The sequence below is a fragment of the Streptomyces sp. NBC_01428 genome (assembly GCF_036231965.1).
Classification (GTDB): domain Bacteria; phylum Actinomycetota; class Actinomycetes; order Streptomycetales; family Streptomycetaceae; genus Streptomyces.
This window is the reverse complement of record NZ_CP109499.1, coordinates 7,388,121-7,407,027: the sequence shown is the minus strand read 5'-3', so window position 1 is coordinate 7,407,027 and position 18,907 is coordinate 7,388,121. Positions and strand designations below refer to the sequence as shown.

The 18,907-nt window shown below is 72.8% G+C and carries 19 protein-coding genes and 7 tRNA genes; 11 read left to right on the top strand and 15 right to left on the bottom strand.

Annotated elements, in window-relative coordinates:
• Positions 1–67: 67 nt before the first annotated feature.
• Complete coding sequence (locus OG406_RS32155; protein WP_267050272.1) at positions 68–796, top strand: 3'-5' exonuclease; 729 nt, start codon at positions 68–70, stop codon at positions 794–796.
• 65 nt (positions 797–861) lie between these two features.
• Here OG406_RS32155 and OG406_RS32150 read toward each other — a convergent pair.
• Together OG406_RS32150 and OG406_RS32145 are read right to left on the bottom strand one after the other, a co-directional pair.
• Positions 862–933: transfer RNA gene (locus tag OG406_RS32150), tRNA-Val, on the bottom strand.
• 39 nt (positions 934–972) lie between these two features.
• The gene (locus tag OG406_RS32145) at positions 973–1,419 is read right to left on the bottom strand and encodes an SRPBCC family protein (protein ID WP_267050273.1); all 447 of its coding nucleotides are present in this window, start codon (positions 1,417–1,419) and stop codon (positions 973–975) included.
• Between the two features lie 164 nt (positions 1,420–1,583).
• On the opposite strand from OG406_RS32145, the gene OG406_RS32140 reads away from it, so the two are divergent.
• A complete protein-coding gene (locus OG406_RS32140; protein WP_329189095.1) occupies positions 1,584–4,055 on the top strand; it encodes an SCO7613 C-terminal domain-containing membrane protein in 2,472 nt (823 codons plus the stop codon).
• Between the two features lie 1,424 nt (positions 4,056–5,479).
• Here OG406_RS32140 and OG406_RS32135 read toward each other — a convergent pair.
• Positions 5,480–5,551 (bottom strand) — tRNA-Val (locus OG406_RS32135).
• Positions 5,552–5,630: 79 nt separating this feature from the next.
• The gene (locus tag OG406_RS32130) at positions 5,631–6,065 is read right to left on the bottom strand and encodes a TIGR02611 family protein (RefSeq protein WP_267050275.1); all 435 of its coding nucleotides are present in this window, start codon (positions 6,063–6,065) and stop codon (positions 5,631–5,633) included.
• 191 nt (positions 6,066–6,256) lie between these two features.
• On the opposite strand from OG406_RS32130, the gene OG406_RS32125 reads away from it, so the two are divergent.
• Positions 6,257–6,670 (top strand): SsgA family sporulation/cell division regulator, encoded by a 414-nt coding sequence (locus OG406_RS32125; protein ID WP_003959770.1) that lies wholly within the window; start codon positions 6,257–6,259, stop codon positions 6,668–6,670.
• A gap of 221 nt (positions 6,671–6,891) precedes the next feature.
• Positions 6,892–7,449 (top strand): CGNR zinc finger domain-containing protein, encoded by a 558-nt coding sequence (locus tag OG406_RS32120; protein WP_164369942.1) that lies wholly within the window; start codon positions 6,892–6,894, stop codon positions 7,447–7,449.
• Between the two features lie 116 nt (positions 7,450–7,565).
• Here the strand turns inward: OG406_RS32120 and OG406_RS32115 are convergent, their stop codons facing one another.
• Together OG406_RS32115 and OG406_RS32110 are read right to left on the bottom strand one after the other, a co-directional pair.
• Positions 7,566–7,718 carry a hypothetical protein gene (locus OG406_RS32115; RefSeq protein ID WP_179165490.1) on the bottom strand — a complete coding sequence of 51 codons (153 nt, stop codon included), beginning with the start codon at positions 7,716–7,718 and terminating at the stop codon, positions 7,566–7,568.
• 248 nt (positions 7,719–7,966) lie between these two features.
• On the bottom strand, positions 7,967–8,428 hold the full coding sequence (locus OG406_RS32110; RefSeq protein WP_164369941.1) for a hypothetical protein: 462 nt from the start codon (positions 8,426–8,428) through the stop codon (positions 7,967–7,969).
• Between the two features lie 169 nt (positions 8,429–8,597).
• Between OG406_RS32110 and OG406_RS32105 the strand changes: the two genes are divergently transcribed.
• Entirely contained in the window at positions 8,598–9,128 is a 531-nt protein-coding gene (locus OG406_RS32105; protein ID WP_164369940.1) for a DsbA family protein, read from the top strand.
• Positions 9,129–9,224: 96 nt separating this feature from the next.
• On the opposite strand, the gene OG406_RS32100 is transcribed toward OG406_RS32105, so the two are convergent.
• The 3 genes from OG406_RS32100 to OG406_RS32090 form a co-directional block, all read right to left on the bottom strand.
• Positions 9,225–10,049 (bottom strand): GNAT family N-acetyltransferase, encoded by an 825-nt coding sequence (locus OG406_RS32100; RefSeq protein WP_267050276.1) that lies wholly within the window; start codon positions 10,047–10,049, stop codon positions 9,225–9,227.
• Between the two features lie 80 nt (positions 10,050–10,129).
• On the bottom strand, positions 10,130–10,951 hold the full coding sequence (locus OG406_RS32095; protein ID WP_164369938.1) for an aminotransferase class IV: 822 nt from the start codon (positions 10,949–10,951) through the stop codon (positions 10,130–10,132).
• Between the two features lie 84 nt (positions 10,952–11,035).
• Positions 11,036–12,082 (bottom strand): chorismate-binding protein, encoded by a 1,047-nt coding sequence (locus OG406_RS32090; RefSeq protein WP_329189090.1) that lies wholly within the window; start codon positions 12,080–12,082, stop codon positions 11,036–11,038.
• A gap of 156 nt (positions 12,083–12,238) precedes the next feature.
• Between OG406_RS32090 and OG406_RS32085 the strand changes: the two genes are divergently transcribed.
• From OG406_RS32085 to OG406_RS32065, 5 genes are all read left to right on the top strand, one after another.
• Positions 12,239–12,311 (top strand) — tRNA-Gly (locus OG406_RS32085).
• A 39-nt stretch (positions 12,312–12,350) separates the two neighbouring features.
• A tRNA-Cys gene (locus OG406_RS32080) sits at positions 12,351–12,424 on the top strand.
• 1 nt (position 12,425) lies between these two features.
• Positions 12,426–12,497: transfer RNA gene (locus OG406_RS32075), tRNA-Val, on the top strand.
• 19 nt (positions 12,498–12,516) lie between these two features.
• Positions 12,517–12,588 (top strand) — tRNA-Val (locus OG406_RS32070).
• A gap of 41 nt (positions 12,589–12,629) precedes the next feature.
• Positions 12,630–12,704 (top strand) — tRNA-Val (locus OG406_RS32065).
• Between the two features lie 120 nt (positions 12,705–12,824).
• Here OG406_RS32065 and OG406_RS32060 read toward each other — a convergent pair.
• The 4 genes from OG406_RS32060 to OG406_RS32045 all read right to left on the bottom strand — a co-directional run bounded on the left by OG406_RS32060 (position 12,825) and on the right by OG406_RS32045 (position 15,088).
• Positions 12,825–13,127, bottom strand: a complete 303-nt coding sequence (locus OG406_RS32060; RefSeq protein WP_081223395.1) for a TFIIB-type zinc ribbon-containing protein — start codon at positions 13,125–13,127, stop codon at positions 12,825–12,827.
• Positions 13,128–13,201: 74 nt separating this feature from the next.
• Positions 13,202–14,143, bottom strand: coding sequence for a phosphotransferase family protein (locus tag OG406_RS32055; protein WP_266854469.1), 942 nt, complete (start codon positions 14,141–14,143; stop codon positions 13,202–13,204).
• A 260-nt stretch (positions 14,144–14,403) separates the two neighbouring features.
• Positions 14,404–14,613, bottom strand: a complete 210-nt coding sequence (locus OG406_RS32050; RefSeq protein ID WP_164369935.1) for a hypothetical protein — start codon at positions 14,611–14,613, stop codon at positions 14,404–14,406.
• 241 nt (positions 14,614–14,854) lie between these two features.
• Positions 14,855–15,088, bottom strand: coding sequence for a hypothetical protein (locus OG406_RS32045; RefSeq protein ID WP_081223398.1), 234 nt, complete (start codon positions 15,086–15,088; stop codon positions 14,855–14,857).
• Between the two features lie 196 nt (positions 15,089–15,284).
• On the opposite strand from OG406_RS32045, the gene OG406_RS32040 reads away from it, so the two are divergent.
• Positions 15,285–16,601, top strand: coding sequence for a serine/threonine-protein kinase (locus OG406_RS32040; protein ID WP_266619861.1), 1,317 nt, complete (start codon positions 15,285–15,287; stop codon positions 16,599–16,601).
• A gap of 36 nt (positions 16,602–16,637) precedes the next feature.
• Here OG406_RS32040 and OG406_RS32035 read toward each other — a convergent pair whose 3' ends face one another.
• Together OG406_RS32035 and cobA are read right to left on the bottom strand one after the other, a co-directional pair.
• Complete coding sequence (locus OG406_RS32035) at positions 16,638–17,456, bottom strand: TrmH family RNA methyltransferase (protein ID WP_266612175.1); 819 nt, start codon at positions 17,454–17,456, stop codon at positions 16,638–16,640.
• Between the two features lie 63 nt (positions 17,457–17,519).
• Entirely contained in the window at positions 17,520–18,752 is a 1,233-nt protein-coding gene (cobA, locus tag OG406_RS32030) for a uroporphyrinogen-III C-methyltransferase (RefSeq protein WP_164371127.1), read from the bottom strand.
• Between the last annotated feature and the right edge of the window lie 155 nt (positions 18,753–18,907).

Below are 18,907 nucleotides of genomic sequence, written 5' to 3'. Positions count from 1 at the left end.
CGGGTATCACCAAACGGGCAGAAGACGGTGCGTCAGCTGCCGTAGGTGAACGAGGAGTTGTGTTGGTATGACGTGCTGGTACGAGGGCCCTCTGGCCGCGTTCGACACGGAGACGACGGGCGTGGACGTCGAGACCGACAGGATCGTGTCGGCCGCCGTCGTCGTCCAGGACGCCGCGGGTACCCGCCCCAGGGTGACCCGCTGGCTGGTGAACCCGGGAGTGCCGGTGCCCACGGGGGCGACGGCGGTGCACGGGCTCACGGACGAACATCTGCAGCGCAACGGCCGCTGGCCGTCGCCGGTGCTGGAGGAGATAGCGCGCGAGCTGGGCGAACAGGCCGCGGCGGGCCGGCCGCTGGTGGTGATGAACGCCCCGTTCGATCTGACGCTGCTGGACCGGGAGTTGCGCCGGCACCGGGCGTCGTCGCTGGACCGCTGGTTCGACCCGGCGGCGCTGCGGGTGCTCGACCCGCGGGTTCTGGACAAACATCTGGACCGCTATCGCAAGGGCCGCCGCACCCTGACCGATCTGTGCGCGCACTACGACGTGGTGCTGGAGGGCGCGCACGACGCGGCGGCGGACGCGCTGGCGTCGCTGGAGCTGGTGCGGGCGGTGGGGCGGCGGTTCGCGTCGCGGCTCGAACGGCTGTCGCCGGCCGAACTGCACGCGCTCCAGGCGGTGTGGCACGCGGCGCAGGCGCGCGGGCTGCAGGCGTGGTTCGCGCGCAGCGGTTCGGACGAGGCGGTGGATCCGGCGTGGCCGCTGCGACCTGATCTCCCGGCGGCCGCGGCCTGAACGGGCGGACGGGCGCGAGCACAACGAAAAACCGGTCCGTCGGTGACGGACCGGTCTTTTCCGGGTGGGCGATACTGGGTTCGAACCAGTGACCTCTTCGGTGTGAACGAAGCGCTCTCCCACTGAGCTAATCGCCCGGGAACGGACTGAACCATACAGGTCCGGGCGGGTGGGGTTCAAACCGCTTCGAGGTAGGTCCTCAGGCCGCGTCGTCCCGCGCGCATCATCAGGGCGTGGTTGGCGCGGAAGAAGGGCCGTCCGGGCACCGCCAGCCGGCGCAGCAGCGCCGTGGTCACGCGCACTTCCTGGTCGTACCGCGCGCGCGTGCCCGGTCCGGTCACGTCGAGGGTCCAGCGCGCCCAGCCGTCCAGGTCGCCCGTCATCGCGATCTCCAGGACGCCGGCCGCCGGGTCCCGGCGCGCCGCGCGAGCGGTGAAGGTGATGTCGTACGGCAGCGTGGAGCGGATCCGGATGACACCGCTGCGGTCGTCGACCGGTGTCACCTCGCGCACCTGGGGCCACCAGAGCGGGTAGTTCTCGGCGCGTTCCAGGGCCGCGTACACGGCGGCGGGCGGCGCGGGCAGCTCCCACTCGCTGTGGAAGCGGTAGTGACTCCAGTCCATGGAACGAGTGTGCCCACCCTCGGGCGGTGCCCATGTCCTCGCGTGCGCCGCCTTGTTCACGGCCGGCCGGGCTCCCGTACGCACGGACGCGCCGGCGGACCTGAGTACGGGGTGAGTACGCGGACTCATGTCCCGGACACGTGGCCGGAACCACACTCCGGGACATGACCCCTCTCCCGCCTCCGGTCGAAGAGCTGCGGCTCCTGGACGCCGAGCTGCGGCAACTGGACGCACGCCGGGCCGTGTTGCTGCACCGCCGTGCCTGGCTGGTCCATCTGCTCCAGCCGCGGCCCGCCCCGATCGCGCCTCCGTCGCCGCCCGCCCGCCGGCCCGAGGCCACGGCGCCTGGCGTGCAGAACGTGCTCCTGATCCTCGGCGGCGTCCTGCTCACCGTCGCCGCCGTCGCGTTCACGCTCGTGAGCTGGGGCCGTCTGGGGATCGTGGGGCGGTCCGCCGTGCTCGGCGCGGTGACGCTGGCCGCGCTCGGCTCGCCCGTGCTCCTCCTGCGGCGGGGCCTGCGGTCGACCGCCGAGTCGCTGGCCGGCCTCGGTCTCGTCCTGACGGTGCTGGACGCGTACGCCCTGCACACGGTCGCGCTGCCGGACACCGACGGCGTCGGGTACGCGGCGCTGGCCTCGGCGACCCTGGCCGTCGGGTGGGCCGCGTACGGGCTCACGGTCGGCGTGCGGCCCGGTGCCGCGGGCCGGGAGGTGTCCGGCGACGACCGGACGACCGGGGAGGCCGCGACCGGCGGCCGTGCCCCGCACGCCGTGTTCGGAGCGGTACGACAAGCGGCCGTCCTCGGTCTGCGGCTCCCTGTCCCGGCCGCCGTGGTCGCCGCCCAGTTCCCGCTCGTCCTGTGGGCGGGCGCGGTCGGGGCGGGGGCGCACGCCGTGACGGCCGCGCTGCTGGTGACGGCCGCGTTCGACGCCCTGATCGCTCTGCGCGCGTCCTCGAAGGCCGTCCGGGTCGTCGCCGCCGTCGGCGCGTTCGGCATGGGCGGCTGGGGCACGTTCGCCGGCTGCTACCTGTCCTGGACGGCCGCCGGACCGGGCGCCGCGGCCCGGGCGGCCGCACTGCTGCTCCTCGCCGCCTCGATCGCCTTCTCGGCGGCGTGGGCCGCCGAGAGGCCGGCCCTAGCGACCGGCGTCGCCACGGCCGGCGGGCTGATCACGGTCGTCGCTTTCGGGGGTGTGCTGCGTACGGTGCTGCCCGGCGGGTGGACCGTTCCCGGTCATCTGGCGTGCGGGCTGGCTCTGTTGGCGGCCGTTCGGCCCGGGCTGCCGGAGGCGGTGCGCCGCGGGATCGGCGCGGCTTCCGGCTCCGTGCAGGGGCTGGCCGTGGTCTGGGCGCTGCCCGTGGTCGTGGTCTCGCTCGTGGGACCGCTCGCGCAGGTGGGCTCGGTCTGGTCCGGTGCTCCGGCGACCGCGCGGGACGCGGTGACGAGCGAGTTGCCCTGGCCGCCCGGCGCGTTCACGGCACCGCTCGTCCTCGGTCTCGTCGCAGCGGTCCTGGCGGTCGCGGTCCGCTCCGCCGCCTGGCGCCCGCGGGCTGTGACCGGCGCGCTGGTTCTGGCGTGGTCGACGGCCCTCTCACTCCCGGCCGCCCTCGAACTCCCCTACGCGGCGGGCCTTTCCGTCCACGCGCTGACGACGGTGGCCCTGCTGGTGCTCGCCCGCCGCACGCGTCCCCCGGTGGTTCCCGTGGTCCTGGCCCTGGTCACCTCCGCCGATCTCGCGTTCCTGGCGCTGGCGTCGCAGACCGCCACCCTGATCGTGTTCGCCGCGCTGACGGCCCTGTTCGCGGTCACCGCCCGGCAGCCCGGCCTCGGTCCGGTCGGGGCGCCCGCCGCCCTCGGTCACCTCGCCGCCACGGCCTGCGCGGTGGGCGCGTCCCTCGGCTGGCAGCCTCAGCACACGGCCCTGCTCGTGCTGGTGGTCCCGCTCCTGGCCGCCCTGCTCGCGGCGCGCCTCGACGACGCGCCGACGACGGTGTCCGTCGAGATCACCGGTGCCGTCGCGGCACTGCTCGCCGTCGCGCTCACCGCCACGGACCCGCCGATGCTGGCAACGGTCCTCGCGCTGTGCGGAGTCATCGCCGCGGGCACGGCCGTACGGGAGGACCGTCGGTCCGTCGGATACGCGGCGGCCGCCCTGTTCGTGCTGGCCGCCTGGGTGCGCCTGGTGGCCTGGGACGTGACGTCGCCGGAGGCCTACACGCTGCCGGTGACCGTCCCGGCGCTGCTCGTGGGTCTGTACCGGCGTCGCAGGGACCCGGCGGTCTCGTCCTGGACCGCGTACGCGCCGGGCCTGTCCGTGAGCCTCTTCCCGAGCCTGCTGGCGGCGTGGGCCGACCCGCAGGCGCTGCGCCCCCTCATCCTCGGTGCGGCGGCGCTCGCCGTGACCCTGCTGGGTGCGCGGCACCGTCTCCAGGCGCCGCTGCTGCTGGGCGGCACGGTGCTCGCCCTGGACGCGCTGCACGAACTCGCGCCGTACATCGTGCACGTGGTCGACGCGCTCCCCCGTTGGGTGGCGCCCGCGCTCGCCGGGGTGCTGCTGCTCGCTCTGGGTACCACGTACGAGCAGCGGATCCGCGACGCGCGGCGCGTGCGGGATGTGCTGGGACGGATGGACTGACCGGACAGGTCGCGTTCCACGACGGCGCCGGTCGGCCCCCGCCACCGGCGCCGCCGAACATCTCGGGACGCGGCCGGGACAGAACCCCGTCGCGTACCGCTTCCGGAAATTCGGACGGCCGCCACCGGTATGGGAACGGCGGCGCGGAGCGGCCGTCGCATCCGCCGCCGACGGGCGGAAGCCCCCGGTCCACAGCGTCGGGGAGAGATGTGCGAGGCCCACTTCCGGGCTCCGGCGCATTTCCACACCGGGGCCGACCGGGCGTATCTCCGGCGCGTCACGCAACGCGTGCTTGACGAACAGGCCAAGGATCGCCTTGAGTGCGCCGCCGACAGCGGCCGCCGCTCAGTCCCCCGCTCGCGCGAAGGCCGCGGGTCCCCAAGCACCGCCCCGCCACCGGGAAGTGACACGGCGTCGGGACGGCTCGGAATACCGACCTTTTTTCCGTCGACCGGGCCCTTCTTTCCAACTCCGGTTCGACGATTTCCGCACCGCATAATATTTCCCGCGTCTATCCGCGACTTGGGCCGAACGGACTCCCGCTCTTGTCGTACTTCCGCAGAAATCGGATGGCGTTCCGAAATACCCGCGCCACATTTCCACGGAGCACCGGGCACAAGAACTTCCCTCAGAAGTCCACATAATCCGGGAAGTGCGCTTCGCCAACCCTTCCGAAACTTCCGCTTGTTCCCGGAAGAACGGGTTCCGAACCTGCCACCGCCCCCACCCGCCTCGACGAACCCCGTCCCGCTCGACGGACCGTCACCGTCCGTTCCCGGCACCGGCATCGCCGCCGGCCTCACCGTGCGGCGCACCCGTGATCCGGACAGGTACCGGTCGGGCCCCACCACGCGCGCGTTCCGACGACGGTGCCACGAGGGCCGCAGCCGTGGACGGGACTCCGCAGGTCGGGCGCACACGATCGATTGATCGAACATATTTCGCATCGGCGGGTGGAGGGGGTGCGCGGCCGAAAACGTGCGGCCGCCGCAGGCGTGGGCGACGGGGCACGGAACGGAGCGTGAGGGGTGACGACTCGACGCTCGGCACAGGCCGCGTACAGGGAGACGGCGGGAGACACGGCGCGGAACCGCCGACGCGAACCGACCGGGCGACGCCCTCGGGTCGGGAGCCGACCGACACCGGCCCGGGCCGTGCCCGCCCCGGCAGCTCCCGATCACCTCGTGCCGCGTGAACCGGCCTTGAACCCGCGGGTCCCTGAGGGCTCCGTCGCTGGGCCTCACGGGCCGGCCGCCCGGCGACAGTGGCCCGAACCGGGGCAGTCCCGAGGCAGATGACCAGGGCACATGCGCACCCGTCGGCTCCGACGCGGACCACGGTCGGCCCGTCCGGCGAGCCCCCTCCCCCGGCAACGCGAACGGCTCCGGTCCACGAGGTCGTGGACCGGAGCCGATGCGTACAAGTGGGCGATACTGGGTTCGAACCAGTGACCTCTTCGGTGTGAACGAAGCGCTCTCCCGCTGAGCTAATCGCCCGGGCGCAGAGAGAACATTACCCCATGTCAGGGGATGGCTTCGACCAGCGCGGACGGCTCGCGAGGCCCGGTCCGCCCGGTCACTCCTCGATGTTCCAGGGCATCTCGAAGCCGAACTTCCAGACGTACACGCCGACGAGAACGGCCACGATCACGAGGCCGATCGACGTCAGGATGATGTTGCGGCGCCGGACCTTGGGGTCGAGCGCGCGCTGGGTCGCCTCCGTGACCTTGCGCTTCGTCCAGCGGAGCACCAACTGGGCCCAGACGAACTCGGTCGCCCAGATCGCCATGCCCCCGAAGATCACCAGCCAGCCGGGGCCCGGCAGCGGCAGCATGACCACGCCCGCGCCCACCACCGCGAGCCCCACGACGAAAACGCCGACCTGCCAGCTCACGTGCAGGGCGCGCCGCGCCTTGACGAATTCCGGCGCCCTCGAACCGAGCGCTCGTTCATTGTCCGCCTCGTCGTCCGCCATGGCGACCTCGCCCGGCTCGTCACTCCCCGTATTCATACGACCAAACCCTACCCGAGAGAAACCGGTCACCGGAATGGCCCTATCCGGCGAAGGCGCCCTCGGCCGGATGAGTTACATAAAGACACGCAAAACCCTCAGAGGGGTTTACAACGCCACCGTAGGTGGCATGTCGATTTCGCCGACGTGCGAATCCCCGAGCGCACACTGAGCGAAAGGCCCTGGCGCTTATGAACACCACGGTCAGCTGCGAGCTGCACCTGCGCCTCGTTGTGTCGAGCGAGTCCTCACTGCCTGTACCCGCAGGACTGCGGTATGACACGGCCGATCCCTACGCCGTGCACGCCACCTTCCACACCGGAGCCGAGGAAACCGTCGAGTGGGTGTTCGCCCGCGACCTCCTCGCCGAGGGCCTGCACCGGCCCACCGGTACCGGCGACGTCCGAGTCTGGCCGTCCCGGAGCCACGGCCAGGGCGTCGTATGCATCGCCCTGAGCTCCCCGGAGGGTGAAGCCCTGCTCGAAGCCCCCGCGAGGGCCCTGGAATCCTTCCTGAAGCGAACGGACGCAGCCGTGCCCCCGGGTACGGAACACCGGCACTTCGACCTCGACACGGAGCTCTCACACATCCTGGCCGAGAGCTGACGCGTCTCCACAGAGCCGCCCGGCGCCGTCCACTCGGGGAGACGGCTCGGGCCTAGACAACCGCATAGGGATGACACCGGCGCCGGCGTCGCGGAAAGTCCGCGGCGGCGGCGCCGGCGCGTTCCCGGGGCCCCACGCCCGCCTCCGTCCGGCCGGGAAGCACTACGATCGGCCAGCATCGGACGGGCGCCCTCGCCCGGCCACAGGCCAGGGAGCGAATCGTGCTGATCACCCACGACACCCGGTGCTCACTCGACACCGTGGTGGATCTGGTGAACACCGCGCCGGAGGACGAGACGACCGACGGGCTCGTGGACCTAGCCGCCCTCGCGGATTTCGTACGAAAGCACGAGATCAGCGATGTCGGGGTGCTGTCGGCGGACGATCTCGCCGCGGTGCACCGGATCCGCGGCCGGTTCGCCGCGATCTTCGCGTCCGACGATCCCCGGACCTCGGCCTCCCTCATCAACGAGCTGATCGCCACCGCGGGCACCACGCCCCGGCTGACGGACCACGACGGCTACGACTGGCATGTCCACTACTTCGCGCCGGGAGCCTCGGTCGCGGACCATCTCGCGGCCGACTGCGGGATGGCGCTGGCCTTCTTCGTGGTCGCCGGGGAGCAGGAGCGGCTGCGCCGCTGCGAGGCGCCGGACTGCCGGCGGGCCTTCGTGGATCTCTCCCGCAACCGTTCGCGCCGCTACTGCGACAGCCGGACCTGCGGGAACCGGCTCCACGTCGCCGCGTACCGGGCGCGCCGCAAGGAAGCCGCGGGCTGAACGGCGGAATGTCGGGGAACCACGGACACGGACACGGGCACGACGGCCGGCCGCCCCCTCGGGGGACCGGACCGACGGAGCCCTCGGCGGGTGACGCCAGGGGCTCCGTGTACAGCTCAGAGCAGCAGCAGGTCGTGCAGCGAAGCCATGAGTAGCAGGCAGCCGATCACTGTCAGGAAGATCATCAGTGGCGGCTGGGAGAGCGCGAAGAGACAACCTCGCCGCTCCTTGGGCGGGGCGGCGGTGTCGCTCGGTGTTGTGTCCAGCATCTCGCGGGCGATGATGACGCAGGCAGCACCCTCTGCGCGATCAACACGCACGGAATATACGGGAGTTCGCTGGATCATGTGACGGGCGTGCCCGAACCTGAACGGTTCCGTACGTTCCGTGCGCCCCGCGTGCGATCTTGTGGCGGGTCAGCCCCCGGAAGCCGCACCGCTCCACTGCGCGGATTCCCGGCTCGGAGAGATCACAGGGCGCGGCTGCCCGGACGGGCGGCCGCGCCCGTGCCGCGCTCTCAGATGCCGTGCTTCTTCAGGATCGCCTCGATGTCGCTGAAGTCGTCGCCGGAGCCCTCGGACCGCCGCGGCTGCGCGGCGGGCCGGTCCGCGGGCCGGGCCGCCGGCCGGGAGGCCTGGCCCAGGGACGGGGCCGGGGCCGCCGGGGCGACGGCGTCACGCTCCGCGGCCGCCTTCGCCGCCTTGCGCTCCTTGCGCGTCCCGCCTCCGCGGCGCTCCACGGCCCGGGTGATCATGAACAGGAGCCAGGCGCCGCCGAGCACCACGAAGCCGGCCCACGCGGTCGGGCTGAACGCGGTGTCGGCCAGCCAGCCGACCACACCGGTCATGACCAGGCCGATCGGCACCAGGGAGTACGCGGCGATCCGGGCCGCCGACAGGAAACGCTTGCGGTAGGCCGTGACCGCGGCGATGCCGAGGCCTGCGACGGAGACGGCTGAACAGACGGTCTCTGCAATCATCCGGTCCTCCAGGCAGGGCTCGGTCGAACGGGCGGTTCGTCCCTTCCATCCTGCACCGTCACCCACCCCCGGGGCCACGCCCCGAGCCAACCTCAGGGACATCTCGGGGATGCCCTCCTCCCCAGGTCCCGGTTGGTCCGCCCCCTTCCGGGACTGGGAGACTGGCCCCATGAACGACTCCCCCGTCTCCTCCACCCAGCGTCCGGCCCCCGTCGTCCTGGACGTGTGGTGCGAGCTGCAGTGCGCCGACTGCCGTGACGCCCTCGCCGATCTGCGTGCCCTGCGCGCCCGCTACGGCGACCGTCTGGAGCTGCGGCTGCGGCACTTCCCGCTGGAGAAGCACCGGCACGCCTTCGCCGCGGCGCAGGCCGCCGAGGAGGCCGCCGAGCAGGGCAGCGCGTGGCCCTACGTGGAGGCCGTGCTCGACCGCGTGGCGGAGCTGGACCGCAAGGGCGAACCCCTCCTCATCGAGATCGCCGGGGAACTCGGCCTGGACGCCGAGGAGTTCGACACGGCCCTGATCGACGGCCGGCACATCCTGATCGTCGACGCGGACCAGGCCGAGGGCAAGGCGATCGGCGTCACCGGGACACCGACATACGTCATCGACGGTCAGCGGCTGGACGGCGGCAAGAGCCAGGACGGGCTGCTCGAGCGTATCCAGGAGATCACCGACCGGCTTCTCGCCGAACAGGCCTGACGCCGCGCCGGACCACCCGACGGGCCTACGCCGGGGGCGACTTGGCGTACCGGCCCACCGTCCGACAGCTCTCGTGGCCGGCCGCCGGCCCGTCGGCTACAGCAGGTCCTTGTAGAGATGGGCCTCGGTCACCGCGTAGCCGAGGGACTCGTAGAGCCGTTCGGCGGGGAGGTTGCCCGCGAAGACGTTGAGCGCGAGGCGGCGGAATCCGGCGGCCGCCGCCTGCGCCTCCGCGAGGAGCATGAGCGTGCGGCCGTGGCCGTGACCGCGGTGCGCCTCGCGGACCGCGACGTCGTACACGAAGGCGCGCTCGTCCCGGTGGCCCAGCCAGAGTTCGCCCACCAGGACGCCCTCGTGCTCCAGCACGGTCAGCCGCGCGCCGTCGGTGTCCGGTCCCTGCGGCAACGCCCGGCCGAAGTCCCGGTCGGCCTTGGTGCGCGCCTCGCTCTCGGGCAGGCCCCGTTTCACCCAGTCCTCCGTGTACTCCTGTCGGCCGGTCCGGTCCCAGACCTCGTACTCGGCGCGGTTCATGGGCCGTTCGGCACTGCCCGGCGGCAGGGCGGGCACCGTGCCGTCGAGGGCCTTCTCCATGGCACGGTTGCGGAGGACGTAACCGAGTGCCCGGGTCAGCCCGAGCGCCCGGGGCGCGTCGCCCGGGACGGTCACCTCGATCTGCCGGCACCCCCAGCCGCGGGCCACCTCCTCGGCGGCCAGCGCGGCCACGGTGCCCCGGCCGCGGCCCCGGTCGGCCTCCTCGATCCGGAGAGCATGGATCTTGGCGAAGGCCGGCCCGAGTTCGGGACTCGTCGCGAGGTGCACCGCACCGACCGGGCGGCTGTTCACGCACACCTGGTAGCGGCGTGAACGCGTCCCGTCGTCGGCGAGCTGAAGCGGCTCGGTCGGCCGCAGGGTGGTGGTCATCAGAGGAGTTCTACCCCCTGCGGCGGGCGGGGTCAGCCGAATTACCCCACGATCAGCGGCGGACGACCGCCGCGGACCGGTCAGGGATCGAGGTCGTCACCGGCGCGCTCGTCGAAGACCCGCATCGCCTTGGCGGTCACCGGGCCCGGTGCGCCCGGCAGTTCACGTCCGTCGACCCGGTGCACGGCCTGAACGTCGCGCAGCGTCGACGTGAGGAAGACCTCGTCGGCACGCTCCAGCACGTCCAGCGGCAGGTCGGTCTCCCGGGCGCCGGTCCATTCGACGGCGAGGGCGCGTGTGATGCCGGCGAGGCAGCCGGAGGCGACGGGCGGGGTGTGGATCTCGCCGTCGAGCACGACGAAGACGTTCGACCCGGTGCCCTCGCAGAGTTGGCCCACCGTGTTCGCGAACAGCGCCTCGGACGCGCCGTGTTCACGCGCGCGGGCCAGGGCGACGACGTTCTCGGCGTACGAGGTGGTCTTGAGGCCGGTCAGGGCGCCGCGTTCGTTGCGGGTCCAGGGGACGGTGACGACGGCGGTCGCGTCGGGCCTCCGGTCGGAGGCGCCGAGGGCGACGACGAGGGTCGGTCCCTGATCGCCGCGGTCGGAGCCGAGGGGGCCGTGACCGCCGGTGTAGGTGATGCGCAGGCGGCCGAGCGGCATCGGGTTGGCGTCGATGACGGCGGCGCAGGCGCGGCGCACCTCGTCGGCGTCGGGTTCGGGCAGCCCGAGACCACGCGCCGAGCGGGCCAGCCGGTCGAGGTGGCGGGTCAGCGCGAACGGCCTGCCGTCGACGGCCTTCACGGTCTCGAAGATGCCGTCACCCACGGTCAGTCCGTGATCGAAGACGGAGACGCGGGCGGTGTCGATGTCCTGGAGCCCGCCGTCGAGCCAAAGCTTCACTGTTACCTCGCATGAGAGTGCCGGACGCGTCGTCCGGCGTGGCGTTCGTCGCCCCGGTGGTGTGTGCGGTGCCCCGGGCCCGGCTCAGGGGGTGGGAGTCCCGTCACCCGCCTCGTACTCTCCCGACGCTACCGCGAGCAGCCGGGAGGCCTTCAGTTCGGTCTCCCGCCACTCCCCCTCGGGGTCGGAACCCCAGGTGATGCCGGCTCCCGTGCCGAAGCGCAGGGCGGCGTCGGCGCGGTCGATCCAGAAGGTGCGGATGCCCACGGCCAGCTCGCCGGTGCCGCGGTCGGCGTCGACCCAGCCGATGCCGCCGCAGTACGGGCCGCGCGGCGCGGTCTCCAGGGTGTCGATGATCCGCAGGGCGCTGGACTTCGGCGCTCCGGTGACGGAGCCGGGCGGGAAGGCGGCGCCGAGGAGTTCCGGCCAGCCGGCGTCCGCGCGCAGCTCACCGTGGACGGAGGACACGAGGTGCACGAGTCCCGGGTGCTTCTCGACGACGCACAGGTCCGGCACGGTCACGCTGCCGGGGACGCAGACCTGGCCGATGTCGTTGCGGACGAGGTCCACGATCATGACGTTCTCGGCGTAGTCCTTCTCCAGGAGGTCGGCCTCGGTGCGTCCGGTGCCCTTGATCGGCCCCGACTCGACCACGCGGCCCGCGCGGCGCAGGAAGAGTTCCGGCGAGGCCGTGGCTATCTCGACTCCGTGGGCGGGCAGCCGGATCGTTCCGGCGTACGGGGCCGGGTTGCCGCGGGCCAGCAGGGCGGTCAGCGCGTCGACGTCCGCGTCGGCCGGGACGGGCGCGGACAGGACCCGGCAGAGGTTCGCCTGATAGACCTCGCCGGCGGCGATGTGCTCGCGGATCCGGCGTACGCCCGCGGTGTACGCGGCGCGGTCGAGGGACGACGTCCAGTCACCGGCCGCGGGTCCGTGCCATCGGCCGGGCACCGGGGCGGGCACCGGTTCCGGGCGTACGTCGCGGAAGCGGGCGCAGGTCAGACGCCCCTCGAAGTCGGCCGCGACGGCCCAGAAGCCGGCCGAGTCCAGGGCGGCGGGATCACTGGTGACGTCGAGGAGACCGGTCGCGACGAGACCGCCGAAGCGGGCGAGAGGAGGGAGGTCGAGCACGCAGCCGAGTCTAGAGCGGGTGTCCTGCGGGTGCCCTGACCATGTCCTCGGGCGGACAGAGCGCAGCACGCTGCACAAACGCGTTTTTGTGCTGGCCCGGGAATCCGCTAGAGTTCAACTCGTCGCCGGGCCGCGCAAGCGGAACGGAAACGACAAGCGGACGTAGCTCAGTTGGTAGAGCGCAACCTTGCCAAGGTTGAGGTCGCCAGTTCGAACCTGGTCGTCCGCTCGCAGGAAGTGGGGGATCTTCCCGAACCCCCGCACTCCTGGTGGAGTGGCCGAGAGGCGAGGCAACGGCCTGCAAAGCCGTCTACACGGGTTCAAATCCCGTCTCCACCTCCAAGGACGATTAGCTCAGCGGGAGAGCGCTTCCCTGACACGGAAGAGGTCACTGGTTCAATCCCAGTATCGTCCACTGGTCCGCAAGGATCCCCGCGCGATTAGCTCAGCGGGAGAGCGCTTCCCTGACACGGAAGAGGTCACTGGTTCAATCCCAGTATCGCGCACGCAGTAACAGCAGCAAGCGTGGCTTTCGGCCGCGTGACCTGCGCGATTAGCTCAGCGGGAGAGCGCTTCCCTGACACGGAAGAGGTCACTGGTTCAATCCCAGTATCGCGCACCACCCGAAGCCCCCGGCCGTCTCGTACGGTCGGGGGCTTCGTCGTGCCCCGGTGATGAGCGCGTGGCCGGGCGCGGACGGCGAAGGGGGCCCCTCCAGAACGGAGGGGCCCCCTTCGGTCGTTCAGGACGAGAAGAGCATGTGGCCGAAGCTCTTGTGGCGGTGGTGGCCGCCGTGCCCGCCGTAGTGACCACCGCCGTGGCCGCCGTGTTGCGGGGCTCCCCACGCGGGCGCGGGAGCGGACGGGTACGCCTGCGGGGCACCCTGGGGCGGCGGCGCGGGCTGCGACCACTGCGACTCCACGCGCGTCAGCGCCTCCAGCTCGCCGTAGTCGAGAAATATCCCGCGGCAGCCGCTGCACTGCTCGATCTGGACGCCATTGCGGTTGTACGTGTGCATCGGCGCATGGCATTTCGGACACTGCATGCTCGGCTCAACTCCTCGCCGGTCGGTACTGCTTCCGCCAGGACAGACACTGCCCTGCTTCGGTCGGTTGCACCCTACGTCGCGAAACCTTGACCCAACTCGGGTGATTCGCCGCTCATTCGGTCACAGGCGTCGATCACGGCCTGCTGCACCTCGTCCAACGGCCGGTCCGCCGCTGCGGACTTGGCGACGGCCAGAGCCGCCGTCTGCACGGTGAGGGCGCGGGCGGCGACGTCCAGGGCGGGCCAGGGATCGCCCTCGGCGGGGACGGCCGGGCCGCCGGCGTCCTGGTACGCGGTCAGGAAGCGGAGCCACTCGTCGGGCGGGAGCAGCCCGCAGGCGTACCAGGCGGCCGGTCGGGCCAGGTCCCAGGCGGGGTCACCGGCACCGAGATCGTCGACGTCGATGAGGAGCCAGGGGCCGTCCGGCGCGGGATGGCGGACGAGCTGTCCGAGGTGCAGGTCGCCGTGGCAGAGCGCCCTGGCGGCCATCGGTGCCTGCGCCCGGGCCCAGTCCGGCAGGCCGGCCCAGGCCCGCAGCACGGGGGCGGCGCCCGGGTGCGGGCCGGAAGCGCGCAGGCGCCCGATCGCCCGGGCGGCCTTGAGCGGCCCCCGCATGGGCGGCAGACCGACGGGGACGGGCGTCCGGTGCAGCCGGGCCAGCAGGGTCGCGGCCGCCTCCCAGGGGGCCGCGTCGGGGGTGTCGGGGTCCACGGGGCTGCCGTAGGGCCAGAGGGTCACCTGGCGGCCGAGGAGGGCTGCGGGGGCGCGGTCCAGGGGAGGCAGGAGGACGCCGGGGAGGTCCGCGGCCACGGACAGGCGGCGGGCGAGGGCCGCGGGGTCGGTGTCCGGGGCGTGGGCCTTGGCGACGGTGTCGCCGTGCCGGACCACGGTGCCGTCGTCGCGGTCCGCGAGCAGCGCGTCCTCGGTGGCGCAGGAACAGCCCGTGTCCGTCGCGGGGTGGACCGCGTGGCGGGCGCTGGCGGTGAGCGCGGGCAGCAGGGTGTCTGCGGTCACGGGTCCCCCTGAGGTAGTACGACGTCTGGCGGTGAGCGTACGCAGGCGGGGAACGGGCGCAGGGCCCGGCCCGCGCCTCGCGGCACCCTGCCCGGAGGCACCGGGCGTCACGCCTGCGGCGGGAATCGGGAATGAGGAATGCCCGCGCAGCTCCCCAGCTGCGCGGGCATTCCTCGTGCCGTCCGCCGCACCCCCGTCCCCACGGGGTTTCATGGCCGGATGTCCCCGCCCGGACCGCTCTTCCGGGCCTGGGGCGCCGCTCAGCGCCCCAGCATCACGCCCACGGACGACGCCTGTGTGACCACTGCGTCCCAGCCGCCGAAGACGACCACGAGCAGGGCCGCCAGAGGAAGGACCATCGCTGTCGCCACCAAGGGGTGGCGCTGCCCCTGACGGCGGGTGCCGAACGCCGCGCTGTACGCCCTGCGTCCCTGCGTGCGGAGCGCTGTCCGCGGTGCCGTCTGGGTCATGGTCCCTCTCCTGACCGAGCTTCTGTTGTGGTTGGCAGCGGCGGGTGCTTGACCTCGGGGGACGAGTGCTGCACCCGCCGCTTGACCTCAAATCTAGGTGCGCGGCGAGGGCGGGTCGTCATGCCCTCGTACCGATTGCCGGGCCTCCCGGAGGATGAGCGATGACCTGCGGACTACTCCCCTGGGTGGAGACGGGGACCTGGCTCTCAGGGTCTTCCCGGAGAGGGTGTCCGATGTGTCCCTACTGTTCCGAGCTGTCCTCGCGGGGGACCGGCTGCTCGACGAGCGCCAGCACCCGGGTCGCCATGAAGCGGGCGGTCCGCACCACTGATCCGCTTCGGGTGACTTCGCTCACTTCCACCACCCCTCGGCGCACCGCCGTCTCCACCCGGCGACCCGCCCTGCTCGCCACCACCTCGTACGTACGCGTCGTGTCCCCTGCGTCCACGACTATCTCCACGCGGTCACCCTTCACGGGCTCAATCCCCCTTCTGTGACGGGTGGTTGGGATCACGAGCTCCCCAAAGAGGTCCTGGGCGCACGCTCCCTGACCACCTTTCAAGTTTCCCACCCGGCACTGACAATCGATCGGAACGAGAGGGCGCGGCCTCTGCGCGCACCCGGCCGCGGAAACGTAAGCTGTGGCTCGTCAAACGGACCGGGCAGCGGGGATGGACATGGCGATGATGCGCCTGAGGCGCGAGGACCCGCGTGTCGTCGGCTCGTTCAGGCTTCACCGACGGCTCGGCGCGGGCGGGATGGGCGTTGTCTACCTGGGCTCCGACCGGCGAGGACAGCGGGTCGCCCTGAAGGTGATCCGGCCCGATCTGGCGGAGGATCAGGAGTTCCGCTCCCGGTTCGCCCGCGAGGTCTCGGCGGCCCGGCGGATCAGGGGAGGCTGCACGGCGCGGCTCGTCGCCGCCGACCTGGAGGCCGACCGGCCCTGGTTCGCCACCCAGTACGTGCCCGGCCCCTCCCTGCACGACAAGGTCGCGGAGGAAGGGCCCCTGTCGGCCGCCGACGTGGCCGCCGTCGGCGCCGCCCTCTCCGAGGGTCTGGTCGCGGTGCACGAGGCGGGGGTGGTCCACCGTGACCTGAAGCCCTCGAACATCCTGCTGTCCCCGAAGGGCCCGCGGATCATCGACTTCGGCATCGCCTGGGCGACCGGTGCCAGCACGCTCACCCACGTCGGTACGGCCGTCGGCTCACCCGGCTTCCTGGCGCCCGAGCAGGTGCGCGGCGCGGCCGTCACGCCGGCCACGGACGTCTTCGCGCTCGGGGCCACCCTGGCGTACGCCGCGACCCAGGACTCGCCCTTCGGACAGGGCAGTTCCGAGGTCATGCTGTACCGCGTGGTGCACGAGGAGCCCCAGCTGCAGGGTGTGCCGGACGCGCTCGCGCCGCTCGTCCGCGCCTGCCTGGCGAAGGACCCCGAGGAGCGGCCCAGCACGCTCCAACTGTCGCTGCGGCTCAAGGAGATCGCGGCACGCGAGGCGCAGGGCATGCCGGACGTACGGCCGCCCGCGCCGCGCAACGACCCGGACCGCCCCTCGGGCCGGCTGGCCGAGCAGTACGCCGAGCAGCGCACCCAGCGGCGCCCGCAGGGCACTCCCCCGCCGCGCACCGGCGGCACGAGCGGCGGATCGCGGTCGGGGACGCGCCCCGCTCCGGCCCGCAACACCGGGCGTTCCGGCAGCAGGCCGGCGCCCCGCAGCGGCGCCGGACGGCCGGGCCCGCGGACCACCGGCACGGGCCGCCGGCCCGCCAATCCGCGGCTGCTGCGCCAGCGGCTCTTCGTCTTCGTCGTGGTGACGCTGCTGGTCGCGCTGGGGATCGCGGTCGCCCAGGGGTGCCAGGGTCCGGCCCGGGGGCTGGGCGGCGGGGACCAGCGCAGGGAGGTGCGCCGGGAGCAGCCGTCGGCGACGCCGCCGCCCGCGGACGACCTGATGGCCGACCCCTACCGCGGCGACACGCACCTGGACGACTGAGCGCGCGGGCGGCCGGTGGCCGTCCGCGCGGGGCCGTCAGCTCTCGGGGCGGCCCGTGGCCACGGCGTAGAAGGCGACCGCCGCCGCCGCTCCCACGTTCAGGGAGTCGACGCCGTGGGCCATCGGGATGCGGACCCACTCGTCGGCCGCCATCAGGGCCCGGGTGGACAGACCGTCGCCCTCGGCACCGAGCATCAGCGCGACCCGGTCCATGCGGTGCGGGGCCGCCTCGTCGAGGGACCTGGCCTTCTCGTCCGGGGTGAGGGCGAGCAGGTTGAATCCGGCGTCGCGGACCGCGTCCAGGCTCCTCGGCCAGGCGTCCAGCCGGGCGTAGGGGACGGAGAAGACCGCGCCCATCGAGACCTTCACGGAGCGGCGGTAGAGCGGGTCGGCGCAGTCCGGTGAGAGCAGGACCGCGTCCATGCCGAGCGCCGCGGCGGAGCGGAAGATGGCGCCGATGTTGGTGTGGTCGTTGACCGACTCCATGACGACCACCCGGCGCGCGGTGCGCAGGAGTTCGTCGGAGGTCGGGAGCGGCTTGCGCTGCATCGAGGCGAGGGCTCCGCGGTGCACGTGGTAGCCGGTGACCTGCTCGGCGAGCTCCGGGCTGACCGCGTAGACGGGCGCGGGGAGTTCGTCGATGACGTCGCGCATGACGTCGACCCACTTGGCCGACAGGAGCATGGAGCGCATCTCGTACCCGGCGTCCTTGGCACGTCTGATGACCTTCTCGCCCTCGGCGATGAACAGGCCCTCCGCGGGTTCGCGCTTGCGGCGCAGTTCCACGTCGGTCAGGCCCGTGTAGTCGCTCAGACGGGGGTCGTCGGGGTTCTCGACGGTGATGAGATCGGCCACAGGGTGATACTGCCTTGTCCTGGGTGTGGTGCCAACGGCTGGGAACGGGTTGGTTACCCGTGGTTACTTCACGGTTCCGGGGCCCGCGTTCACGACCTCGCCGATGACGATGACCGCGGGCGGGCGCACGTCCTCGGCGCGGACGGTCTCGGCGACGGTGGCCAGGGTGGCGTCGACGCGGCGCTGTGCGGCGGTCGTGCCCTCCTGGACGAGGGCGACGGGGGTGTCGGCCGGCTTGCCGTGCGCGACGAGGGTGTCCGCGATCCTGCCGATCTTGTCGACGCCCATGAGGACGACGAGGGTGCCGCGCAGCCGCGCGAGCGCGGGCCAGTCGACGAGGGAGCGCTCGTCCCCGGGGGCGACATGGCCGCTGACCACGGTGAACTCGTGTGCGACACCCCGGTGGGTGACCGGGATACCGGCCGCGCCCGGGACCGAGATCGAGCTGGAGATGCCGGGGACGACCGTGCAGGGAATGCCCGCCTCGGCCAGCGCCTGTGCCTCCTCCATGCCGCGGCCGAAGACGAACGGGTCCCCGCCCTTCAGCCGGACCACGGACTTGCCCTGCTTCGCGTGCTCGATGAGCGCGTTGTTGATGGCCTCCTGGGCCATGTACCGGCCGTACGGGATCTTCGCCGCGTCGATCACCTCGACGTGCGGGGGGAGTTCGGCGAGCAGGTCGCGGGGGCCGAGCCGGTCGGCGATCACCACGTCGGCCTCGGCGAGCAGGCGGCGGCCGCGGACGGTGATGAGGTCGGGGTCGCCGGGTCCGCCGCCGACCAGGGCGACGCCGGCGGTGCGGGTGCGGTGGTGCGGCGCGACGAGGGTGCCGTCGCGCAGTCCCTCGACCACGGCGTCACGGATCGCGGCGGTGTGGCGGGGGTCGCGGCCCTTGGCGTTCGTGGTGAGGACGGCGACGGTCACGCCCTCGCTGTGCCCGGTGGCCGGGGTCCAGGCGGTCGCCCGGTCGGCGTCGTCCGCGCGGACGCACCAGACGCGGTGGCGTTCCGCCTCGGCGGACGCGGCGGTGTTGGCGTCCTCGTCGGTCGTGGCGATCAGCGCGTACCAGGCGTCGGCGAGGTCGCCCTCCTCGTACGGGCGCCGGGTCCAGGCGATCTCGCCGGCGTCCGCCATCGCCTCGACCGACGGGGTCGCCCCCGGGGACACGAGGTGGACGTCCGCGCCTGCCGCGATGAGCGCCGGGAGCCGTCGCTGGGCCACCTGGCCGCCGCCGAGGACGACGACGCGACGTCCGGTCAGGCGGAGGCCCACGGGGTAGGCGGGGTGTTCGGCCATGGAGGTGCGGCTCCTCGTACGGGCAGGCGGTGCGGGCGGGCGCGCTGCGACATCGGAGCTGCCCTGACGTGGGGATCTTAGGTGTGCGTCCAGCGTACGGCGGAGCCGGGTGGGCGGCGTGGAACGCCTGCCCACCCGGTCCGCTGCCGGTGGAC

Excerpts from the sequence above, each read along its gene's own strand:
- OG406_RS32125 (WP_003959770.1), top strand. The coding sequence starts at position 6,257 with ATGAACACCACGGTCAGCTGCGAGCTGCACCTGCGCCTCGTTGTGTCG.
- OG406_RS32100 (WP_267050276.1), bottom strand. The coding sequence starts at position 10,049 with ATGACCACCACCCTGCGGCCGACCGAGCCGCTTCAGCTCGCCGACGAC.
- OG406_RS32140 (WP_329189095.1), top strand. The coding sequence starts at position 1,584 with ATGACCCCTCTCCCGCCTCCGGTCGAAGAGCTGCGGCTCCTGGACGCC.
- OG406_RS32105 (WP_164369940.1), top strand. The coding sequence starts at position 8,598 with ATGAACGACTCCCCCGTCTCCTCCACCCAGCGTCCGGCCCCCGTCGTC.
- cobA (WP_164371127.1), bottom strand. The coding sequence starts at position 18,752 with ATGGCCGAACACCCCGCCTACCCCGTGGGCCTCCGCCTGACCGGACGT.
- OG406_RS32155 (WP_267050272.1), top strand. The coding sequence starts at position 68 with ATGACGTGCTGGTACGAGGGCCCTCTGGCCGCGTTCGACACGGAGACG.
- OG406_RS32145 (WP_267050273.1), bottom strand. The coding sequence starts at position 1,419 with ATGGACTGGAGTCACTACCGCTTCCACAGCGAGTGGGAGCTGCCCGCG.
- OG406_RS32050 (WP_164369935.1), bottom strand. The coding sequence starts at position 14,613 with ATGACCCAGACGGCACCGCGGACAGCGCTCCGCACGCAGGGACGCAGG.
- OG406_RS32060 (WP_081223395.1), bottom strand. The coding sequence starts at position 13,127 with ATGCAGTGTCCGAAATGCCATGCGCCGATGCACACGTACAACCGCAAT.
- OG406_RS32040 (WP_266619861.1), top strand. The coding sequence starts at position 15,285 with ATGGACATGGCGATGATGCGCCTGAGGCGCGAGGACCCGCGTGTCGTC.
- OG406_RS32115 (WP_179165490.1), bottom strand. The coding sequence starts at position 7,718 with ATGCTGGACACAACACCGAGCGACACCGCCGCCCCGCCCAAGGAGCGG.
- OG406_RS32130 (WP_267050275.1), bottom strand. The coding sequence starts at position 6,065 with ATGAATACGGGGAGTGACGAGCCGGGCGAGGTCGCCATGGCGGACGAC.
- OG406_RS32110 (WP_164369941.1), bottom strand. The coding sequence starts at position 8,428 with ATGATTGCAGAGACCGTCTGTTCAGCCGTCTCCGTCGCAGGCCTCGGC.